This is a genomic window from Streptomyces sp. SA15 (assembly GCF_002291145.1).
Classification (GTDB): domain Bacteria; phylum Actinomycetota; class Actinomycetes; order Streptomycetales; family Streptomycetaceae; genus Streptomyces.
Window position 1 is genome coordinate 110,864 of sequence record NZ_NTGE01000014.1, and the last position, 19,864, is coordinate 130,727.

Annotated in this window: 17 protein-coding genes and 1 pseudogene; 9 read left to right on the forward strand and 9 right to left on the reverse strand. The window is 70.9% G+C overall.

The genetic code is table 11. The features are described from left to right. Window positions 1-28 precede the first annotated feature (28 nt). Entirely contained in the window at window positions 29-418 is a 390-nt protein-coding gene (locus tag CLM62_RS02200) for a helix-turn-helix domain-containing protein (protein WP_095748162.1), read from the reverse strand. 91 nt (window positions 419-509) lie between these two features. On the opposite strand from CLM62_RS02200, the gene CLM62_RS02205 reads away from it, so the two are divergent. Beyond that, window positions 510-1,364 (forward strand): SDR family oxidoreductase, encoded by an 855-nt coding sequence (locus CLM62_RS02205; protein ID WP_095748163.1) that lies wholly within the window; start codon window positions 510-512, stop codon window positions 1,362-1,364. Between the two features lie 240 nt (window positions 1,365-1,604). Further along, window positions 1,605-2,555: an EamA family transporter RarD gene (rarD, locus tag CLM62_RS50615; protein WP_373559097.1), complete on the forward strand. Its 951-nt coding sequence runs from the start codon at window positions 1,605-1,607 to the stop codon at window positions 2,553-2,555. A gap of 80 nt (window positions 2,556-2,635) precedes the next feature. On the opposite strand, the pseudogene CLM62_RS02215 reads toward rarD, so the two are convergent. Next, a pseudogene (locus CLM62_RS02215) lies at window positions 2,636-3,793 on the reverse strand (MFS transporter); the annotation flags it as partial. A 95-nt stretch (window positions 3,794-3,888) separates the two neighbouring features. Between CLM62_RS02215 and CLM62_RS02220 the strand changes: the two are divergent. Further along, window positions 3,889-4,350 carry a helix-turn-helix domain-containing protein gene (locus tag CLM62_RS02220; protein ID WP_095748165.1) on the forward strand — a complete coding sequence of 154 codons (462 nt, stop codon included), beginning with the start codon at window positions 3,889-3,891 and terminating at the stop codon, window positions 4,348-4,350. A 53-nt stretch (window positions 4,351-4,403) separates the two neighbouring features. On the opposite strand, the gene CLM62_RS02225 is transcribed toward CLM62_RS02220, so the two are convergent. Continuing rightward, window positions 4,404-5,033: an ABATE domain-containing protein gene (locus CLM62_RS02225; protein WP_095748166.1), complete on the reverse strand. Its 630-nt coding sequence runs from the start codon at window positions 5,031-5,033 to the stop codon at window positions 4,404-4,406. A gap of 21 nt (window positions 5,034-5,054) precedes the next feature. Between CLM62_RS02225 and CLM62_RS02230 the strand changes: the two genes are divergently transcribed. Beyond that, window positions 5,055-5,522 (forward strand): VOC family protein, encoded by a 468-nt coding sequence (locus CLM62_RS02230; RefSeq protein ID WP_095748167.1) that lies wholly within the window; start codon window positions 5,055-5,057, stop codon window positions 5,520-5,522. Window positions 5,523-5,635: 113 nt separating this feature from the next. Continuing rightward, window positions 5,636-6,610 (forward strand): M28 family metallopeptidase, encoded by a 975-nt coding sequence (locus CLM62_RS02235; protein ID WP_095748168.1) that lies wholly within the window; start codon window positions 5,636-5,638, stop codon window positions 6,608-6,610. 27 nt (window positions 6,611-6,637) lie between these two features. On the opposite strand, the gene CLM62_RS02240 is transcribed toward CLM62_RS02235, so the two are convergent. Continuing rightward, window positions 6,638-7,927 (reverse strand): hypothetical protein, encoded by a 1,290-nt coding sequence (locus CLM62_RS02240; RefSeq protein WP_095748169.1) that lies wholly within the window; start codon window positions 7,925-7,927, stop codon window positions 6,638-6,640. A 260-nt stretch (window positions 7,928-8,187) separates the two neighbouring features. On the opposite strand from CLM62_RS02240, the gene CLM62_RS02245 reads away from it, so the two are divergent. Together CLM62_RS02245 and CLM62_RS02250 are read left to right on the forward strand one after the other, a co-directional pair. Further along, window positions 8,188-8,703, forward strand: a complete 516-nt coding sequence (locus tag CLM62_RS02245) for a DUF6668 family protein (RefSeq protein WP_095748170.1) — start codon at window positions 8,188-8,190, stop codon at window positions 8,701-8,703. Window positions 8,704-8,720: 17 nt separating this feature from the next. Then, window positions 8,721-9,980 (forward strand): amidase, encoded by a 1,260-nt coding sequence (locus tag CLM62_RS02250; protein ID WP_095748171.1) that lies wholly within the window; start codon window positions 8,721-8,723, stop codon window positions 9,978-9,980. A gap of 23 nt (window positions 9,981-10,003) precedes the next feature. Here CLM62_RS02250 and CLM62_RS02255 read toward each other — a convergent pair whose 3' ends face one another. From CLM62_RS02255 to CLM62_RS02275, 5 genes are all read right to left on the reverse strand, one after another. After that, window positions 10,004-10,909 (reverse strand): ABC transporter permease, encoded by a 906-nt coding sequence (locus CLM62_RS02255; RefSeq protein WP_257003617.1) that lies wholly within the window; start codon window positions 10,907-10,909, stop codon window positions 10,004-10,006. Then, on the reverse strand, window positions 10,896-12,002 hold the full coding sequence (locus tag CLM62_RS02260; RefSeq protein WP_257003618.1) for an ABC transporter ATP-binding protein: 1,107 nt from the start codon (window positions 12,000-12,002) through the stop codon (window positions 10,896-10,898). The genes CLM62_RS02255 and CLM62_RS02260 overlap by 14 nt, the downstream gene beginning before the upstream one ends. Window positions 12,003-12,084: 82 nt before the next feature. Next, window positions 12,085-13,311 carry a DUF2092 domain-containing protein gene (locus CLM62_RS02265; protein ID WP_095748173.1) on the reverse strand — a complete coding sequence of 409 codons (1,227 nt, stop codon included), beginning with the start codon at window positions 13,309-13,311 and terminating at the stop codon, window positions 12,085-12,087. A gap of 253 nt (window positions 13,312-13,564) precedes the next feature. Beyond that, on the reverse strand, window positions 13,565-14,479 hold the full coding sequence (locus tag CLM62_RS02270) for a CHRD domain-containing protein (protein WP_257003619.1): 915 nt from the start codon (window positions 14,477-14,479) through the stop codon (window positions 13,565-13,567). A 375-nt stretch (window positions 14,480-14,854) separates the two neighbouring features. Then, window positions 14,855-15,865 (reverse strand): polyprenyl synthetase family protein, encoded by a 1,011-nt coding sequence (locus tag CLM62_RS02275; protein ID WP_095748175.1) that lies wholly within the window; start codon window positions 15,863-15,865, stop codon window positions 14,855-14,857. 216 nt (window positions 15,866-16,081) lie between these two features. On the opposite strand from CLM62_RS02275, the gene CLM62_RS02280 reads away from it, so the two are divergent. Together CLM62_RS02280 and CLM62_RS02285 are read left to right on the forward strand one after the other, a co-directional pair. Further along, window positions 16,082-17,650 (forward strand): peptide MFS transporter, encoded by a 1,569-nt coding sequence (locus CLM62_RS02280; RefSeq protein WP_095748201.1) that lies wholly within the window; start codon window positions 16,082-16,084, stop codon window positions 17,648-17,650. Window positions 17,651-17,666: 16 nt separating this feature from the next. Then, window positions 17,667-19,685, forward strand: coding sequence for a CocE/NonD family hydrolase (locus CLM62_RS02285; RefSeq protein WP_095748202.1), 2,019 nt, complete (start codon window positions 17,667-17,669; stop codon window positions 19,683-19,685). The last annotated feature ends 179 nt before the right edge of the window (window positions 19,686-19,864 follow it).

Consider the following 19,864-nt stretch of genomic DNA (forward strand, 5'->3'; position numbering starts at 1 on the left):
GTGATCCCCAGTGATTACGAGGCAGTGATTACGAGGCCCGGGCCTGCGACGCCCGGGCCTCGTCGTACGCCCGGCGCGCGCTCTCCACGTCGTCCATGCGCTTGTGCGTCCACATCGCCAGCGCGCGCACCTGCTCTGCGGACTCGCGGCCCAGCTCGGTGAGGGAGTAGTCCACGCGCGGCGGGATCACGGGCTTGGCGTCGCGATGAACCAGACCGTCCCGCTCCAGGGTCTGGAGCGTCTGTGTGAGCATCTTCTCGCTGACCCTGCCGATCGCCCGGCGCAGCTCGCTGAAACGGTGCGGACGCTCCAGGAGCTGGATCTGCACGAGGACGCCCCAGCGGCTGGTGACGTGCTCCAGAACCAAGCGGTGCGGGCACATTTCTTCGCTGTCACTGCCCCAGTCACTTACTGCCATACCAGTACCTTACCTCAAAGTGGGTACTTTCGCACAGTTAGCGCATCCCCTACGGTTAGTGGTCAGACGCACCCCACTAGGAGTTCTGATCATGAGCATCGTCGTCACCGGAGCCACCGGCCAGCTCGGCCGTCACGTCGTGGAGCAGCTGCTGGAGAAGGTTCCGGCCGACCAGATCACCGCGGTCGTCCGCAACGCGGAGAAGGCCGCCGACCTCGCGGACCGCGGCGTGAAGATCGCCCTCGCCGACTACAGCGCCCCCGCCTCCTTCGACGGCCTGTTCTCGGCCGGCGACAAGGTGCTGCTCATCTCCGGCAGCGAGATCGGCAACGACCGTGTCGGCCAGCACAAGGTCGTCATCAACGCCGCCAAGGCGGCCGGCGTGGCGCTCCTCGCCTACACCAGCGCCCTCGGCAGCCTCACCGCCGCCCTGGCCGACGAGCACCGGGGCACCGAGGAGGCGCTGCTCGCCTCCGGCCTGCCGTACGTGCTGCTGCGCAACGGCTGGTACCACGAGAACTACACCGAGAACCTCGCCCCCGTGCTGCAGTACAACGCCGTCACCCAGGCCGCCGGCGAGGGCCGGGTCTCCTCCGCCTCGCGCGCCGACTACGCCGCGGCCGCCGTCGCCGTACTGACCGGCGAGGGGCACGAGAACAAGACGTACGAGCTGGGCGGCGACGAGGCCTGGAGCTTCGCCGAGTACGCGGCCGAGCTCAGCAAGCAGACCGGCAAGGAGATCGCCTACAACCCGGTCTCCGTCGAGGCCTTCACCGGCATCCTGACCGGCGCCGGCCTGCCCGAGCCGCTGGCCGCGATCCTCGCGGGCGTGGACGCCTCCGTCGAGAAGGGCGAGCTGGTCGTCTCCACCGGCGACCTGTCCCGCCTGGCCGGGCGCCCGACGACCCCGATCGCCGACGCCATAGCGGTCGCGCTCAAGGGCTGAAACGCCCGCGCGTGAAGCGCGCGAACACCCGGGCCCGCGCCCGGGGCCGTACTCCCCCTCAGGGCCTCGGACGCACCATCCCCGCCTGTCATGACCGTATGTCGATACGGGCATGACAGGCGGGGGCGCTCGGCGTTACCTTCTTGCAGGCGAGCTCGACGTGAGAAGGAGGGGCCCGTGACCGGGACGTCGAAGGGCGAGCGGCACATAGGTCTGCTGAACGGCTTCGCCGCGTACGGGATGTGGGGCCTGGTCCCTCTCTTCTGGCCGCTGCTGAAGCCCGCCGGCGCGGCCGAGATCCTCGCCCACCGGATGGTCTGGTCCCTCGTCGTCGTCGCCGTCGCGCTCGTCGTCATCCGGCGCTGGGCCTGGGCCGGCGAGCTGCTGCGGCAGCCGCGCAAGCTCGGCCTCGTCGCCGTGGCCGCGGCCGTCATCACCGTGAACTGGGGCCTGTACATCTGGTCGGTGAACTCCGGTCACGTCGTCGAGGCCTCGCTCGGCTACTTCATCAACCCTCTGGTCACCATCGCGATGGGCGTCCTGCTCCTGAAGGAGCGGCTGCGGCCCGTGCAGTGGGCGGCGGTCGGGGTCGGCTTCACCGCCGTGCTCGTGCTGACCATCGGGTACGGGCAGCCGCCGTGGATCTCCCTCACCCTCGCCTTCTCCTTCGCCACCTACGGGCTGGTGAAGAAGAAGGTCAACCTCGGCGGCGTCGAGTCGCTGACCGCCGAGACCGCGATCCAGTTCCTGCCCGCGCTCGGCTATCTGCTGTGGCTGAGCGCGCAGGGCGAGTCCACCTTCACCGCCGAGGGGCCGGGGCACGCGGCCCTGCTCGCCGCGACCGGCGTCGTCACCGCGCTGCCCCTCGTCTGCTTCGGCGCGGCAGCGATCCGCGTGCCCCTGTCCACGCTGGGGCTGCTGCAGTACCTGGCCCCGGTGTTCCAGTTCCTGCTCGGCATCCTCTACTTCCACGAGGCCATGCCGCCCGAGCGCTGGGCCGGGTTCGCACTGGTCTGGCTGGCGCTGACCCTGCTCACCTGGGACGCCCTGCGCACCGCCCGGCGGGCCTCCCGCACACTCAGGGCCGAGATCAGCAGGCCCAGCACCACCATGACGACGGGCACGGTGAGCGCCGCACGGAAGGCGGAGAGCGTCGCCTCCGGTCCCGAGCCGCTGGACGCCAAGCCGTAGACGGCCGTCACCGCCGAGATCCCGATCGCCGAGCCGAACTGCGTGGCCGTGGTCAGCAGCCCGCTCGCCAGCCCCTGCTCGGACTCCTCCACCCCGTCCGTCGCGGCGATCGTCAGCGGCCCGTACGCCAGCGCGAAGGCCGTGCCCGAGATGAACAGCGTCGGGAACATCGCCAGGTACGGCCAGTCCATGCCGACCGGCAGGAACAGCGCGTACGCGACGACCGCCAGCGCGAAGCCGCCGACGATCACGCGGGCGTTGCCGTAGCGGGTGACCAGCTTCGGGGTGAGGGTGGGAGCCAGCACCACGTCGCAGCCCATGATCACCAGGGCGACCGCCGTCTGGAGGGACGACCAGCCGCGCAGCTCCTGCAAGTACAGGGTCACCACGAACTGGAACCCCATGAAGGCCCCGACGAACAGCAGCGCCCCCAGATCGGCGCGCACGACCGGACCCTTGCGCAGGATGCCGAGCCGGACCAGCGGGGCGGCCGTGCGCCGCTCGACCGCGACGAAGACGGCGGCCAGCAGCAGCGCCGCGAGGGCCGACGCCACGGTCAACCGCCACCCGTCCAGCCCGTGTTCCAGGCGTACGACGGCGTAGGCGGCCAGCAGCATGGCGCCGGCGGCGGTGAGCGCGCCGGGGACGTCGAACGTACGGTGAGCCGGCGCCGGTACCCCCTGCTGTCGCGGAATCAGCCGTACGGCCGCCAGGAGCAGCGCGCCCGCCATCAGTACCGGCGCGAAGAACACCCAGCGCCAGCCGAGCTCGGTGAGCAGGCCACCGACGACGAGCCCGAGCGAGAAACCGCCGGCCGCCGTACCGGCGAACACCAGCAGCGCCTTCTCGCGCTGCCGCCCCTCCTCGTACGACGTGGTGATCAGGGACAGCGCGGCCGGTGTCATGAACGCGGCGGACACCCCGGTCGCGAAACGGGCGACGACCAGCATCCAGCCCTCGGTCGCGAAGCCGCCGAGCCCCGAGAAGAGCAGGAAGACCGTCAGCCAGAGCAGGAACATCCGGCGGCGGCCGAGCAGGTCCGCGGCCCTGCCGCCCAGCAGGGTGAAACCGGCGTAACCGAGGACGTAGGCGCTCATCACCCAGGCCGCGGTGCCGGTCGTCAGCCCGAGATCGGATCGGATCGATGGGATCGCGACCGCCATCATCGCGACGTCGATGCCCTCCAGGAAGATCGTTCCGCAGAGGACGAGTAACAGCGCCCAAGCGCGCGTGCCCATGGCAGCACTCCACAGGTAGATATCGGGGCGGTTACGGGACTGAGGGTCGGTTCCCTCTTGTAACCACCCCCACCCTGCGGCAGCATCAACAGACTATGGAAGAAGGCACTTTGAAGTCACCGAGTAACTGCGCGGGCACCGGCACCGTGGACTACGGCGACGCCGACCCTTTCCAGTGGGACACCCGGGAGGACTGCCAGGTGCGGCAGATCCTCGACCGGGTGGCCGACAAGTGGTCGCTGCTCGTCATCGCGCTGCTGGAGAACCGGCGGCTGCGGTTCACGGAGCTGCGCCGGGAGATCGACGGCATCAGCCAGCGGATGCTGACCGTGACGCTGCGCTCGCTGGAACGGGACGGGCTGGTGAAGCGGACGGTGCATCCGGTGGTGCCGCCGCGGGTGGAGTACGAACTGACGCCGCTGGGCGGCACCTTGCACGCCACGATCCGGTCCCTGGTGACGTGGACCGAGGCGCACCAGGAGGAGATCGCGGCGGCGCGGTCGGCATACGACACGCGGGAGGCGGAGGCGAGCGCGGAGGCTAGCGCTCTTCGGTGACCTGACCTTTAGTGACCTGACCTTTAGTGACCTGGCCTTCAGTGACCTGTTCTTCAGTCGACCTGTTCTTCAGCGACCTGCCGCGACCGGAAGGCCCGCGCCTTCGCCCGGTTCCCGCAGTGCTCCATCGAGCACCAGCGGCGGCGGCCCGGGCGGGAGGTGTCGACGAAGAGCAGAGCGCAGTTGTGGCCACCGCACTCGCGGATGCGGTCGGCGTACGGGCCGGTGAAGAGGTCGATCGCGTCGCGGGCGACCGTCGACAGCAGCTGGGTGGCCGTGGCGCCCGAGGCCCAGGCGCGGGTGCCGTCGGGGGCGAGGCGGGCGACGAGCGGGGCCTCGGCGGCGGCCCCGTTGACGATGTCGAGGTGGCCCGGCTGAAGCGGACGGCCGTGGGCGCGGTCCGCGGCGAGCAGCAAGAGGGCGTTGCGCAGTTCCCGCGCCAGCCCCAGCTCCCTCTCGGTGACGGCTAGTTCAAGCCCGCTCGGTAGTCGGCTCCGCTCGGCCCACGCCACCAGATCCGCCGGCTCGTGCAGCACCTCCCACCGCGCGAAGGCACCCGGCCCGCCCGTCGTCACCAGCTCCAGACAGAGCGCGCCCGGGTCGAAGCGGAAGGAATGGCCGCCGTACGAAGTCAGGGTGAGGCCGGGCGGACGTCCCGGCGATTCCGTTGCACGCTCACTCACGTAACCAGTATAAGTAGTTACGTGACTGAGACCACACCCACACCCGTGCACTGGAAGCTGGTCATCGACGCCGGTGACCCGCACGCGCAGGCCGGCTTCTGGGCCGCCGCGCTGCACTACGAAGTCGAGGACAACAGCGCGCTGATCGAGAAACTGCTGGGCTTCGGCGCCGTACCGGCCGAGCTCACCGTCGAGTCGCACGGCCGCCGCGCCTGGCGGGACCTGATCGCCGTACGGCACCCGGAAGACCCGTACGACAAGGAGAGCGGGACCGGGCTGGGGCGGCGGCTGCTGTTCCAGCGCGTGCCGGAGGCGAAGACGGTGAAGAACCGGCTCCATCTGGACCTGCACCCGGGCGAGGGGCGGCGCGCGGCGGAGGTGGAGCGGCTGTCGAAGCTGGGCGCGAGCGTGCTGCGGGAGGTGAAGGAGGCCGGGGGCGAGTGGGTGGTGATGACGGACCCGGAGGGGAACGAGTTCTGCGTGCACTGAGCACCGGGCACTCCGCTATGCGAACAGCGCTGACCGGATTGCGTCCTTGACGGAACGTCAACCTCAGCTTCACCATCGGGCACCCATTTCCTCTGGAATTCGGAGCCCCCCACATGAAGCTCTCGGTTCCCGGACGCGCCACGGCCACCGCCGTCGTCGCGGCCGTCTCCCTCCTGGCCGGCGGATCCATAGCCGGCGCGGCCCCTGCCGCCGGGCCCGCCTTAGCCCCCGCGTCAAAGCCCGCGGTGGCCGCCGCGCCCGACATCCCCGTGGCCAACGTCAAGGCGCATCTGACGCAGTTGCAGTCCATCGCCACCGCCAACGGCGGCAACCGCGCGCACGGGCGTGCCGGTTACCGGGCCTCGCTCGACTATGTGAAGGCCAAGCTGGACGCCGCCGGATTCACCACCGCGATCCAGCAGTTCACGGCCTCCGGCCGCACCGGCTACAACCTGATCGCCGACTGGCCCGGCGGGGACGCGGGCCAGGTCGTCATGGCGGGCTCCCACCTCGACAGCGTCTCCTCCGGCGCCGGCATCAACGACAACGGGTCCGGCTCGGCGGCGGTCCTGGAGACCGCCCTGGCCGTGGCGCGCGCGAACCTCCAGCCCACCAAACACCTGCGGTTCGCCTGGTGGGGTGCGGAGGAGCTGGGCCTGGTGGGCTCCCGGTACTACGTCAACAGCCTCTCCTCCGCGAACCGTTCGCGGATCGCCGGCTATCTGAACTTCGACATGATCGGCTCACCGAACCCCGGCTACTTCGTCTACGACGACGACCCGGCCATCGAGAAGACCTTCAAGGACTACTTCACCGGCCTCGGCGTGGCCACGGAGATCGAGACGGAGGGCGACGGCCGCTCCGACCACGCGCCCTTCAAGAGCGCGGGCGTGCCGGTGGGCGGACTGTTCACCGGGGCGAGCCGTGCGAAGTCCGCGGCGCAGGCGGCCAAGTGGGGCGGTACGGCGGGGCAGGCCTTCGACCGCTGCTACCACTCGTCCTGCGACACGACCACCAACATCAACGACACCGCACTGGACCGGAACAGCGACGCGATCGCCCACGCGGTGTGGGAGCTGTCGGAGTAACGGCCGTTCAGCTGCTGGTGCGGCCGTTCAACTGCTGGTGCGGGCGCGTTCGGAGAGCCGGTCCATGCGGGCGCGGGCCGACTCCAGTTCCTCGATGTCGTCGGCGGCCGGGCCGTCCTCGCCGGTGAGCTCGGTCCACAGGCCGATCAGGGCGTGGCCGAGTTCCAGACCGTGCGCGGGGTCGCGCACGGCACGCCAGGCGGTGGCCGCGCTCTGGATGTTGCCGTACGCCGCCTCCGCGTCCAGGGAGCGGCGGCAGGCGCGGGCGAGGTCGAGGGAGAGGTGGAAGGCGCGGACCGGATCGCCCGCCAAGTAGGCGACGTAGGCGGTGAGTTCACGCAGCCGGAGCACCTCGGGGTGCTCCGGCCCCAGCGTCCCCGAGGCCTCGGCCACGGTCCGCTCCGCCAACTCCGCCGCGGTGTCCGTCCGCCCGGCCCGGACGGCCTCGTTGATCCGCGTCATCGGCTCCGCGAGGAGGGCGGTGCCGTCCACCGGCGGCTCGTCCCCGAGTACGGCTTCGGCGACGGCGTCGAAGCCCCGGGGAGGGGTCGGCTTCGGCTCGGGGTCGAGCTCCTCCGCGACGGCGGCGGGCTCGGGCTTCGCGTCCATCACCGGCGGCGGCCCGAACTCCCCCGTCGGAGCGGCGACCGTACCGGGCGCCTGTCCCTGAGACGGCTCGGGCAACGCCCGCAGGACGAAGGTCGACGGCACGGAGTCGCCACCCGGCCCGGACTCGGACACGGCCCGCAGGGGGAAGGTGGGGACGGCGTCCCGTACGGGCTCCGACACGGGCCGCAGAAGATGCGTGGGCCGGTCGCGGGCGGGGGCCTGTGCCTGTGCCTCCGGCGGTTCTACGGCTGCGTCGGCGGGGGCGTCGGGGGGTGCGGGCCAGTAGGGCTCCTCCGGCGCGGACGATGTCGGTGTCGGTGCCTGCACGTCCGGCACCTCCGAAACACCCTCGGCGGCCTCCCCCGCATTCCCCGCCTCCCCCGCCTCCCCCGGCGGAGCCATCCGTACCGGATCCGCCGTGTAGTGGCTCGAGCCGTCCGGGTTGATCCGGAGGGGGACCACCCAGCCGATGCGCTCGTCGTGGATCGTGGCGTGGACGGCGTGACCGGTGGCGAGGGCGATGCGGTGGAGGTGGTTCAGGACGGTCTGCTGAAGCTCCTCGCCGGGGACGGCGACGACCGGTACACCGCCGACGGACGCGCCGCCCACCCACGGCCCGGCCACCGGTACGAGAACGTCTATCGGCGTCATCGCGGGGGCGGCCGCGCGCTGGTGGTCCGGCTTCTTGTCGCGGCTGAGTCGAGACATCGGTTCCCTCACTCGGATGCGTCGGGGAGTAGCCGGACAACGCGTTCGGGGTCCATGGTGCTCCCTCCCGCCGTCGGGCTCACGTCCCGCAGCGTCCACATCCGGTCGTACACGTACACACGTACTGCCGAGTCTCTCCGCTCGCCCACGGTTCTCACGTCACTGTGACGTCACAGACTTGTGCCAGGAATTCACCCCTCGTCACGGACCGTCCGGGATTCCGTGATCATCAGAGGCACATGACAGGAAGGAGCGCGGGCATGCGGACGGACGTGACCCGAGGACCCGAGATCTGGATCCGCGGACCGGTGGCCGTGTCGGACCCGGTACCGCCCGAGCCCGCCCACGCCTCCGCCACACCCCGGCGCTACTCCTTCGTCGGCACGCACGGCGGCGCCGGCACCTCCACCCTCGCCACGGTCTACGGCGGCCACGACTGCGGACGCGACTGGCCCGGCCCCGCCGCCCCGAGGTCGGTCCTGCTCGTCGCCCGTACCCACGCGACCGGGCTGCGGGCCGCTCTGCACGCGCTGGAGGTCTTCCGGCGCGGCGGGGCTCCGCCCGGGCTCGACCTCGACGCGGTCGTGCTGGTCGCGGACGCACCCGGCCGGCTGCCGCGTCCGCTCGCCCAGCAGATCAAGGTGATCGAGTCGGCGATCGACGTGTACCGCGTGCCCTGGGTGCAGGCCTGGCGGCTGGGCGATCTGAGCGGAACCCCGCCGCGCGAGACGCGGGCGCTCGCCCGCCTCACCGCATCACCCGGACGGTCCCGCTGAGCGACCGGCGGCAGCTCATGGGCGTTGCCGCCCTCTCCGCCGAGGAGACCGCCGCCGCCGTACGGTCACGCGCGCTGCGTGCCGTCGACGTGGTGGCGGCGGCGTTGGAGCGGATCGAGCGGGCCGAGCCGACCCTGTGCGCGTTCGTCGAGGTGTGGGGCGAGGCGGCGCTGCGGCAGGCCGGCGAGGTGGACGCGCGGATCACGGCGGACGAGTCGCTCCCGCTGGCCGGGGTTCCGATCGGGGTGAAGGGGCGGCACGGTTTGCGTACGGCGGCTCCGCTGCTGGCCGCCGGATGTGTGGCGGTGGGCGCCACGTCCGTCCCTGGGCCTGGAACGCCCTGGCAGACCTGGGGACTTGGCGCGCACGGCCGTACCGTCAACCCGTGGCGGGCCGACCGTACGCCGGGCGGCTCCTCGGCCGGGTCCGCGGCGGCCGTGGCGGCGGGGCTGGTGCCGCTCGCGACGGGGAGCGACGGGGCGGGGTCGGTGCGGATCCCGGCGGCGTGGTGCGGTGTGGTCGGGCTGAAGGTCACGAACGGTCGGCTGCCGACAGCTGACCGTACGGGCCTCACGGCACCCGGCGTCCTCACCCGCCACGCCTCGGACGCGGCGGCGTATTGGCGGGTGGTGTCGTCGGACGCGCCCGGTTCCGGGGACGCGCCGGGGTCCGGGGACGCGCCCGGTTCCGGGGACACGACCGGTTCCGGGGACACGACCGGTTCCGGGGACACGGCGGGGTCCGGGGACACCGCGGGGTCCGGGGACACCGCGGGAAGCGGCGGCCCGCTGCCCCCGACCGCCGTCTGGTCCGCAGACCTCGGCTTCGCCGACCCCGACTCGGAGGTCGTCGCGGTCGCCCATGCGGCGGCCGTGCGGCTCGCGGACGCCGGTGCCGTACGGCTCGTACGGCCACGCACCGCTCTCGGGCTCGAAGACCCTGCCCCCGCGTGGCTCGCTCTGCGTACGACCGGCACGGATCCCACGACCGCCCACCGCATCCGGGCCGCGAACGACCGGCGACTGTCCGCCCTCTTCGCCGAGGCCCAGCTGCTCCTGACGCCGACGACCCCCACCGCCCCGCATGGCCACGAGGGCCCGGGCGACCGCTACTCCACGGCCCTGACCTGGGCGTTCAACCTGAGCGGGCACCCGGCGATCAGCGTTCCGGCGGGGTTCGGGCCCGACGGCTGCCCGGTCGGGCTCCAGCTCGTGGCGCCGCACGGGCGGGAGGACCTGCTGCTCCGGACGGTCGACGGCACGTACGGGGCCGAATGAGCCCGGCTCAATGACTCAAGGGCTCAGGAGGAGACGTCCTTCGCCGTGAAGCGTGCCCACGCCGCCGAGCCGAACACCACCGCGTACAGGGCCTGGAGGCCGAGGTTCTTCACCAGGTCGTCCCAGTACACCGGTTCGCGCATGAGGTCGGCGAAGGACAGCCAGTAGTGGGAGAAGAAGTACGGGTGGATCGCGTGGAGTTGGGGGATCTGGTCGAGGATCTGAATCGTGATCAGCAGGCCGACCGTGGTCGCCATCGCCGCGATGCCGCTGTTGGTCAGGGTCGAGACGAACAGGCCGAGGGCCGCGACGCCGATCAGTGACGCGGCGACGACCAGGGCGATCAGGAAGGCGCGGCCCAGGCCCTCGGTGAAGCTGATCTGCGTGCCGGAGATCGTCGTCAGCTCGCCGAGTGGGAAGAGCAGCGCGCCGACCGTCAGGGCGGAGACCGCGACCACGAGGGTGGCCAGCAGGCAGAAGGCCAGTACGGTCGCGTACTTGGTGAGCAGCAGGCGGCTGCGGCCGGCGGGGGCGACCAGCAGGTAGCGCAGGGTGCCGGCGTTCGCCTCGCCGGCGATCGCGTCGCCCGCGATGACGCCGATCGCCATCGGCAGGAAGAAGGGGAGCGTCGCGGCGAGCGCGGTGAAGACCAGGAACAGGCCGTTGTTGGTGATCTGCGAGATGAACGCCGGGCCCCCGCCTCCCCCGCCGCCGGGCGACGAGCCGTCGCTGGTCTCGATCTTCACGGCGATCCCGACCAGGATCGGCACGGCCGCCAGCACGCCCAGCAGCGCGAGGGTGCGCCAGCGCCGGAAGGTGGTCAGCAGTTCGTTGCGGAGCAGGCCGAAGGTCCACACCAGCCGTGGATCACGGGCGGTTTCGGCCGGTACGACCCTCTCAGCCTGTACTGGCGTCTCAGCCTGCGACATCGAAGCCCTCCCCCGTCAGCGCCACGAACGCGTCCTCCAGGGAGGCCCGTTCGACCCCGAAGCCACGGACGCGGACGCCCGCCGTCACCAACGCGGCGTTCACGTCGGCGAGATCACGGTCGGGTGGCTCGGCGCTCACCCGGTCCTCGGTGATCACGACGTCCGACGCCCCCTGCTCCTTCAGTACGCGGGCCGCGTCCGCCGCGTCCGGGGTCGTCACGACCAGTCGGCCACGGGCGCCCGCCGCGAGGTCAGCCACCGCGCCCTGCGTGATCAGCCGCCCCTGGGCCATCACGGCCGCGTGCGTGCATACCTGCTCGATCTCGTCGAGGAGGTGGGAGGAGAGGAAGACGGTCGTGCCGTCGGAGGCCAACTCCCGGATGAGCGCGCGTATTTCGCGCATGCCCTGCGGGTCGAGGCCATTGGTCGGCTCGTCGAGGACGAGCAGCTTGCGCGGCTGCAGCAGCGCGGCGGCGAGCCCCAGGCGTTGCTTCATGCCCAGCGAGTACGCCTTCGCCTTCTTGCCGGCGGCGGCCGCGAGGCCCACCCGGTCCAGCGCCGCCGCGACGCGGGTGCGCCGGGTGCGTGGGTCGGCGGTCGGGTCGGCGGCGTCGTACCGGATCAGATTGTCGCGGCCGGAGAGGAAGCCGTACAGGGCGGGTCCCTCGATCAGCGCGCCCACATGCGGCAGCACGGCGCGCGCCGAGCGGGGCATGGGCCGGCCCAGCACGCGGGCCGAGCCGGAGGTGGGCTCGATGAGGCCCATCAGCATGCGGATGGTGGTGGTCTTGCCGGAGCCGTTCGGACCGAGGAAGCCGAAGACGCTGCCCGCCGGGACGGTCAGGTCGAGACCGTCGACGGCGAGCTGCCCGCCGCGGTAGCGCTTGGTGAGCGCGCGGGTGGCGATGACGCTGTCGTCATCCGGCCCGATGACGCCGTGGTCACGCGGCCCGATGACGCCGTGGTCACCCGGCCCGATGACGCCGTGGTCACCCGGCCCGGTGACGCCATGGTCACCTGGCCCGATGCCGCTGTCGTCATCCGTCCTTCCCGCGCCTCGCGGATCCGGCTCCGTGGCGGACGGTTCGCCCATCGGCTTCCTCTGGCTCGCTCGATTCGTCGCACGCGTACGGCATTCACCGTATGCGCGTCCGGTACTTACTGCCCAGCGTTACTTACTGCCCAGCGTTCGCCGCCTTCACGAGGGCGTCCTTGTCGACCGCGCCGACGTAGATCTTACCGTCGTCCGTCATCAGGGCGTTGATCAGGCGGGTCTTGAAGACCGTGCCCGAGCCGAACTTGCCGGTCACCTTGTCGCCGAGCGAGTCGAGGAAGCCTCCGAAGTCGCCGCCGGCCTCGGCGCCGGAGGGCATGCCCTGGCCGCCGGTGTCGAAGGTGGCGACGGAGTTCCAGCCCTCGCCTATGACCTTCAGGCCGTCGAGGCCCTTGCCGAGGTCCTCCTCGGACTTCTCGGGCGCCGCCCCGCCGTGTTCGACGTCCTCGCCCTCGGTGATCTTCGCGCCCTTGGGCGGCGTGAAGTCGAAGGTGGAGGCGGCCGGCTTGGCGAAGCTGACCTGGGTGAAGCCCGCGTCCACGACGGCGGCGCCGCCGCTCGACGGGGTCAGCGTGAACTTCAGCGGCATGCCGGTCTTGGAGTCCACCGCCACGGTGATCTGGCCGACCGTGGACCCGGAGTCCTTCGGCTTGATGACGAGCCGGTAGGCGTCCCGGCCCGCGACCTGCGCGGTGCCGTCGACGGTCACGGAGGTGGTGTCGTCGACCGCCTTCAGGGCCTCCTCGGCCATGTCCTTGGGCGTGGCCGGGACGTCTTCCCTTTCCTTCGCCTCCTTCGCCTGCTTGCCGGCGCTCTCGGACGAGGTCGCGTGGTAGACCTCGTTCGACTCGCTGTCGTAGCCCCAGACGTCCTTGCCGTTGTGGATCACGCTGTACTCGGAGGCGTTCTCCAGCAGCGACAGCTTCTGCTTGTCGGGGCCGTCGGCCGCGACGCGCACGGTGTGCGTGCCGGACGCGAGCTCGGTGAGCTTCGAGGACGGGTCTGCGGAGGAGCCGTCCGATCCCTGACCCGACTCCATGGCGCCGGAGGCGAAGCTGCTCTCCAGCCCGCCGAGGTCGGGCAGCCCCAGATCCGTGCTGATCTTCACCGTGCCGGACAGCTGCTGTACGTCCGACGCGGCGATCTTCTCGATGAGCTCCTGTGCGCTGACCTTCGGCAGATCCGGGTCGCCGGAGTCGGCGAGCGCGGGGACGAGCCCGATGGTCGCCGCGGCCACCCCCACCACCGCGACCGGGACGACGTACCGCGCGGCCTTGCGCCGACCCGCGTACCGGTCGTCGACCTCCTCCGCGGCGGTCGTGCTGTCTTCGGATTCGAACGGTGCCATGTGTGCCTTACCTCCGTCGTCGGCGGCGGCCTGTCAACTCCCGTGCGTCCACCCGTAGCCGCCATTCTCACCCGAATCGGTGAGGAGTGGTGTTTTCTGTGATGTCCATCTGACCAAATCCGCCGGGAAGATTCGTCAGACCCCGGGCTCAACTCCGTGTACACCTGCGGTATGACACAGACAGGCGGCGCCGCCCCCGACCCGTAGGGGTTGGGGAGGACGCCGCCTGATGTGAGGGTCACTCAGCGGTGACTCAGCTGCGTACGAACACGTAGTCCGCCTGGTAGGGCACGCCGACGATGGTGCCCGGCGAGCAGGAGCCGGCCGGGGCGACGCCGCCGACGGTGTTCAGCCGCAGAATCTCCGCGGTGCCGGCGAGCAGGCCGTGGTGCTTGCCGGACTGGGTGGCCTTGAGGTCCAGCTCGGGGATGTTCCCGTCCCCGTTGGGGGTCCTGGAGATGACCGCCCCGGTGACCGCGCTGCCGTCGGGCGCGATCCACTGCGGGGTACCGGAGTTGGGCTTGACGAAGGAGTGCGCGATACGGCCGTCGAGTACGGCGCTCACATCACGCTGGGCGAAGGCGTGGCCGCCGCCCTCGGTGGGCTTGCACTCGTAGATCTGCTTGCCCTTGACGACGGAGGCCTGGAAGTTGTCGAGCGCGTCGCGGAAGTCGAAGGAGGCGACGGTGACCTTGTGGAGCTGCCCGCGGACGGCTCCGCCCGGGAACTCGGCGGTGTGCAGGTTGGCGTAGAAGGAGTTGGGGTCGGTCTTGAGCGCGTCGAGCAGTGCCGCGTCCTTGACCTCGACGGTGCCGGTGACGCTGCGCCCCTTGCCCTTGCCGCCGAGCAGCTTGGTGAAGTCGATCTTGACGTCGCCGTTGGTGCCCTTGGCGCCCTGGTGGATGTGGAGGGCGGTCGGCTTGTCGGTGCCGCGCCACTGGACGGCGACGGACACCTTGTCGCCGTCGACCTTCACGAACTGGAGCGCGGCGCCGTCCCGGTCCCCGGCGGACACCTCGTTGGCACCCCTGAGGCCGGCGGCGAGGATGGTGCCGGTGTCTTCGGCGGCGGACGCGGGAATCGTGGTGGCGGCGAAGCCGCCGACGGTGGTCAGGACGCCGGCGGCGGTGATCAGGGTCTTACGGCGTGTCGAGAACGTCGTGTGCATGCCCATGATGATGTTTTCTTCCCGTAGGACAGCTGACAGCCCCTGCGTCAGCTTCTGGGCATGCATACGAGATGATCTTGGCTTGAATTCAATCCAGGTCTGTGATGTGCGTCACGCATGAGGGCTCGGGTGGGTCAGAGCCTGTGTCACATCTCCGGTCGGATCAGCGCGCGGCGTCTGGTGCGTGCGATCGCAAGGCGCCGGAGCGCCCTCGATGGGGGTGCCCCCGCGCGAGTCGGCGAAGCCGGTTCGAGCGTGGGGGAGGAGCCACGTGGGCGGTTCGGCAACGCGGCTGGGGGTCCCCCCACGCCTTTAAGGCAGTGGGGGCGTGCGTGCCAGGCGTCGCGTGCCCGACCGGGGATGTGACACAGGCTCTCAGCCCGCCCGATGCACCACCGCGTCACACAGCTCCATCAGCGCCACCTTCGCGTCACACTCCCGCAGTGGAGCCAACGCCGCCCGCGCGTCCTCCACGTACCGCACCGTGTCCCGCCGCGCCTGCTCCAGAGCGGGATGCGCCCGCAGCGCGGCCAGCGCCTCGGCATGCCGCGCGTCGTCGCTCAGGTCGGAGTCCAGCAGCTCGCACAGCGCGATGTCCTCGGCCAGCCCCAGCCGCGCCGCCCGCTCCCGCAGCCGTAGCACGGGAAGGGTCGGGATGCCCTCGCGCAGATCCGTCCCCGGCGTCTTCCCGGACTCCTGTGAGTCGGAGGCGATGTCCAGCACGTCGTCCGCCAGCTGGAAGGCGACGCCGAGCCGCTCGCCGTACTGCGTCAGCACATCGACGACCGTCTCATCGGCTCCGGACATCATCGCGCCGAACCGGCACGACACCGCCACCAGCGACCCCGTCTTGCCGCCCAGCACATCCAGGTAGTGCTCGACCGGATCGCGCCCGTCCGTCGGGCCCGCCGTCTCCAGGATCTGGCCGGTGACCAGCCGTTCGAACGCCTCCGCCTGGACCCGTACCGCCTCCGGCCCGAGGTCGGCCAGGATGTGTGAGGCCCGGGCGAACAGGAAGTCACCCGTGAGGACGGCGACCGAGTTGCCCCATCGGGCGTTCGCGCTGGGCACCCCGCGCCGCACCTCGGCCTCGTCCATCACGTCGTCGTGATACAGCGTCGCCAGATGGGTCAGCTCCACCACCACCGCCGACGGCACGATCCCGGGGGCATACGGATCCCCGAACTGGGCAGAGAGCATCACGAGCAGCGGCCGGAACCGCTTTCCACCCGCCCGCACCAGATGCTGGGCGGCCTCCGTGATGAAAGGGACCTCACTCTTGGTGGCTTCGAGCAATCCCTCCTCGACAGCCGCCAACCCGGCCTGGACATCGGCTTCCAGAGCCTGGTCCCGCACGCTCAGCCCGAACGGCCCGACGACGGTCACGAGGGGTCTCCTGTCTGCTGGTGTCTACTGGCGATTACACGGTTTGTCGATAGGTCGCTGCCATCACTCAAGTCAGCGTATCCGGTCATGTTTCGATCACCGATAGCGCCCGCCCGTCCAGTCCGGGCGGTATCGGATCACTCCCGGTATGTTTTTGATCACCCGATGAGAACTCATATATACCGACTTACACGGAAGCAGTAGGGCGTGTCCCGAATCGACGTCGACGCCACGCCCGACAATCGGCCTGAGCGCCCCGAGGACGCCCACGCCTTCTTCGGCCAGCCCAAGGGCCTGCTCACCCTCTCCGGTCTCGAGGTCTGGGAACGCTTCTCGTTCCTCGGTATGCAGGCCATCCTCGTCCTCTACTTCGCCGACACGGTCGCGCACGGCGGCCTGGGCATGTCGGCCGGAAGCGCCGCCTCCGTCTCCGCCGCCTACGGCACCCTCGTCTACCTCGTCTCCGTCGCCGGCGGCTGGCTCGCCGACCGCATCCTCGGCTCGTACCGCGCGGTGCTGTGGGGCGGCGTCCTGATCGCCTGCGGTCACTACTCGATGGCCGTGCCCACCGCCACCATGACCTGGACGGGCCTGGGACTCATCAGCGCCGGCACCGGACTGCTCAAACCCAACGTGGCCACCATGGTCGGCAAGCTCTACCGCACCGACGACGACCGTCGCGACGCCGGTTTCGCGCTCTACTACATGGCGATCAACATCGGCGCCTTCGCGGGCCCTCTGATCACCGGCTGGCTCGGCGACCACAGAGGCTGGCACTGGGGCTTCTCGGCGGCGGCGATCGGCATGACGCTCGGCCTGATCCAGTACGTCGCCGGCCGCCGTCACCTGGCCGGGCGCGGACGCGCCGCCGAATTCACCCTCGCGCCGGACTCCCCCACGCTCGAATGCTCCCCCACGCTCGGCTTCGCTCGAGCGGGCGGGACCCCCACCGCCGAGGGACCCCCACCGCGCCGCGCGATCCGCCTGATCGTCGCGGGAATCGCCGCCACGGCACTGATCGCGACGGGTCTCGCCGCCGCTGACCGGCTCACCATGGACCGCTTCGTGGACGTCCTCACCCTCGTCTCGGTGATCGCCCCGGTCGTCTACTTCGCGGTGATGTTCGCCAGCCCCCGCGTGAGCGCCGAGGAGCGCGGCAGGCTGCGGCCGTACGTCGTCCTCTTCCTCGCCTCGACCGTCTTCAACTTCATCCTCTTCCAGGCGTACTCGACGATGATGCTGCTGGCCGCGTCGAACGCCGAGACGACGATCCTCGGCTTCGACTTCCCCGCCGGCTGGTACGCCTCCGCGCTCGGCGCCTTCGAGGTCGGCCTCGCGCCCGTGGTCGCCGCGCTCTGGGTCCGCATGGGCCGCGGCCAGCCGCACGCCTCGAACAAGATCGCGATCGGGGTCGTTCTCGGCGGCCTGTCCTTCCTGCTGATGCCCCTGCCGACGAGCGGACACGACGGCGACACCTACCTCATGTCCGTCTGGTGGATCGTCGGCTCGTACCTCCTGCTCGGCCTCGGCGACATCCTGCTGGAGACCTCCGGCATGTCGGCCACGACCAAGCTGGCCCCGGCCGCCTTCGCCGGCCAGACCATGTCCCTGTGGTTCCTGTCCCTCGCCCTGGCGAACGGCATCCAGGCCCAGACGGTGAAGCTCTACGACGACGTCTCCCAGCCCGCCTACTTCGGCGTCAACGGCGCGATCGCGGTGGCGGCGGGCCTGGCGGTCATGGCCGCGGCACCGTGGCTGAGGCGCACCATGCACCCCGTCCACTGAGGTCATCGAGATGAGCCTGCACATCCGTACGTCCTTCCCCTACGAGACGACCCACGAGGACATCCGCATCCCCTTGCCGGACGGGACCCTCCTGTACGCGCGCGTGTGGCGCCCTGTGACGAACGAGCCCGTACCGGCGCTCCTCGAGTACCTCCCGTACCGCCTGACCGACTGGACCGCGCCCCGCGACTGGCAACGCCATCCCTGGTACGCGGGCCACGGTTACGCCTCCGTCCGGGTTGACGTGCGCGGGCACGGCAACAGCGAGGGGGTGCCGACGGACGAGTACTCGGCGACGGAGCTGGCCGACGGGGTCGAGGTGGTGAACTGGCTGGCGGCGCAGCCCTGGTGCGACGGCAAGGTCGGTATGTTCGGCATCTCCTGGGGCGGTTTCAACTCCCTCCAGATCGCGGCCCTCGCGCCCGAGCCGCTCAAGGCGATCGTCACGGTCTGCTCCACCGACGATCGCTATGACAACGACGTGCACTACATGGGAGGTTCCGTCCTCGCGGTGGACATGCACGCCTGGGCGGCCACCATGCTCGCCTTCGCGTCACGGCCGCCGGACCCCCACTACGTCGGCGAGGCCTGGCGGGAGATGTGGCTCGAGCGGCTGGAGGAGGTCGATCCCTTCGTCCACACCTGGCTGGACCACCAGACCCGCGACGCCTACTGGCGTCACGGCAGCGTCTGCGAGGACTACGGCGCGATCGACGCCGCCGTCCTGGCGGTGGGCGGCTGGCACGACCCGTACCGCGACACGGTGCTCCGGCTCGTCGAGCACCTCCCGGCCGACCGCGTCCGCGGCCTGATCGGCCCCTGGTCCCATCAGTACCCCGACCGCGGCCTGCCGCCGGGCCCGGCGATCGGCTTCCTCCAGGAGACCCTGCGCTGGTGGGACCACTGGCTGAAGGGCGTCGACTCCGGGGCGATGCGCGAGCCCTTGCTGCGCTCGTACGTCAGCGACTCGCACCCCCCGGCAACGGTGTACGCCACGCTGCCCGGCCGCTGGGTCGGCGAGCCGGCCTGGCCCTCTCCCAACGTCTCGACCGTGTCGTACGACCTCCAGGGCGCCCCTCGCCCGGTCCGCTCCCCGCAGCACACGGGCGTCGACGCCGGCCGTTTCTTCCCCTTCGGCAACGACGCCGATCTGCCGCCCGACCAGCGGGAGGAGGACGCGAGGTCGGTGTGCTTCGACTTCGAAGTGGGCCAGGAGATGTGGGTGTTGGGACGGCCGCGGGTGCGGCTGCGACTGACCTCCGAGGTGCCGCGCGGGCAGGTGATCGCCCGGGTCTGTGACGTGGCCCCGGACGGTTCGTCGACCCTGGTCACGCGGGGCGTGCTGAACCTGTCGGCGCGGCAGGGGCGGGACAGGGCCGTGCCGTGGACGCCGGGTGCCACGCAGGACGTGACCTTCGAGCTGAACGGCATCGCGTACGCCTTCCCGGCCGGCCACCGCGTCCGGCTCACCGTCTCCTCCGCGTACTGGCCGTGGATCTGGCCGCAGCACGGCTCGGCGGCGGGCTTCACGCTCGATCCGGCGGGGAGTGCGCTCGAACTCCCTGTGCGCACGAAGGAGCTGTCGTCGGACGTCGCCTTCGAGGAACCCGAGCAGTCCGAGCCCCTGGGCGTGACCCGCGGCGCAGCCGCTGATGGATGGAGCCCGGCCACGCTGGACGAGCCGCGCCCCGAGCGCCTGGTGGTGCGGGACGTGGCCAAGGGCGAGTGGCGGCTGGAGGTCGACCCGCGCTACGGCGGCACGCGCGTGTATCCCGACGGGCTGGAGTTCACCGAGGACGCGCTGGAGACGTACACGATCAATGAGACGGACCCCCTGTCCGCCCGTACCCGCTCGGACTGGTCGATCCGGCTGCACCGGCCGGAGCTCGGCTGGGAGGCGACGGTGCGTACGCGGTCGGAGGTCAGCTGCGACAAAACGGACTTCCTCACCTCCAACGAGGTGATCTGCACCGACGGCGGCGAGGTGGTCTTCCACCGCGCCTGGGAGAAGCGGATCCCACGGACGGCCGGTTGAAGATGAGTTGGGCTCATTGTCCGATTTACCACTCTTGTGGATGCCCGTGAGTTGGGTCACTCGCACCCGCACGCGCCCCCACCTCATCGCACCCGCGCTTCCCCTTGCATCACACACGAGTTGAGGCTTGGCAGCAGCAAACGATCAAGCGCCCCATGCGCCTCACACCAAGGTCAAGA

What these genes read in the sequence shown, in the direction of transcription:
- CLM62_RS02200 (WP_095748162.1), bottom strand. Translation starts at nt 418, where the DNA reads ATGGCAGTAAGTGACTGGGGCAGTGACAGCGAAGAAATGTGCCCGCAC.
- CLM62_RS02205 (WP_095748163.1), top strand. Translation starts at nt 510, where the DNA reads ATGAGCATCGTCGTCACCGGAGCCACCGGCCAGCTCGGCCGTCACGTC.
- rarD (WP_373559097.1), top strand. Translation starts at nt 1,605, where the DNA reads ATGTGGGGCCTGGTCCCTCTCTTCTGGCCGCTGCTGAAGCCCGCCGGC.
- CLM62_RS02220 (WP_095748165.1), top strand. Translation starts at nt 3,889, where the DNA reads ATGGAAGAAGGCACTTTGAAGTCACCGAGTAACTGCGCGGGCACCGGC.
- CLM62_RS02235 (WP_095748168.1), top strand. Translation starts at nt 5,636, where the DNA reads ATGAAGCTCTCGGTTCCCGGACGCGCCACGGCCACCGCCGTCGTCGCG.
- CLM62_RS02240 (WP_095748169.1), bottom strand. Translation starts at nt 7,927, where the DNA reads ATGTCTCGACTCAGCCGCGACAAGAAGCCGGACCACCAGCGCGCGGCC.
- CLM62_RS02245 (WP_095748170.1), top strand. Translation starts at nt 8,188, where the DNA reads ATGCGGACGGACGTGACCCGAGGACCCGAGATCTGGATCCGCGGACCG.
- CLM62_RS02250 (WP_095748171.1), top strand. Translation starts at nt 8,721, where the DNA reads ATGGGCGTTGCCGCCCTCTCCGCCGAGGAGACCGCCGCCGCCGTACGG.
- CLM62_RS02255 (WP_257003617.1), bottom strand. Translation starts at nt 10,909, where the DNA reads ATGTCGCAGGCTGAGACGCCAGTACAGGCTGAGAGGGTCGTACCGGCC.
- CLM62_RS02260 (WP_257003618.1), bottom strand. Translation starts at nt 12,002, where the DNA reads ATGGGCGAACCGTCCGCCACGGAGCCGGATCCGCGAGGCGCGGGAAGG.
- CLM62_RS02265 (WP_095748173.1), bottom strand. Translation starts at nt 13,311, where the DNA reads ATGGCACCGTTCGAATCCGAAGACAGCACGACCGCCGCGGAGGAGGTC.
- CLM62_RS02270 (WP_257003619.1), bottom strand. Translation starts at nt 14,479, where the DNA reads ATGCACACGACGTTCTCGACACGCCGTAAGACCCTGATCACCGCCGCC.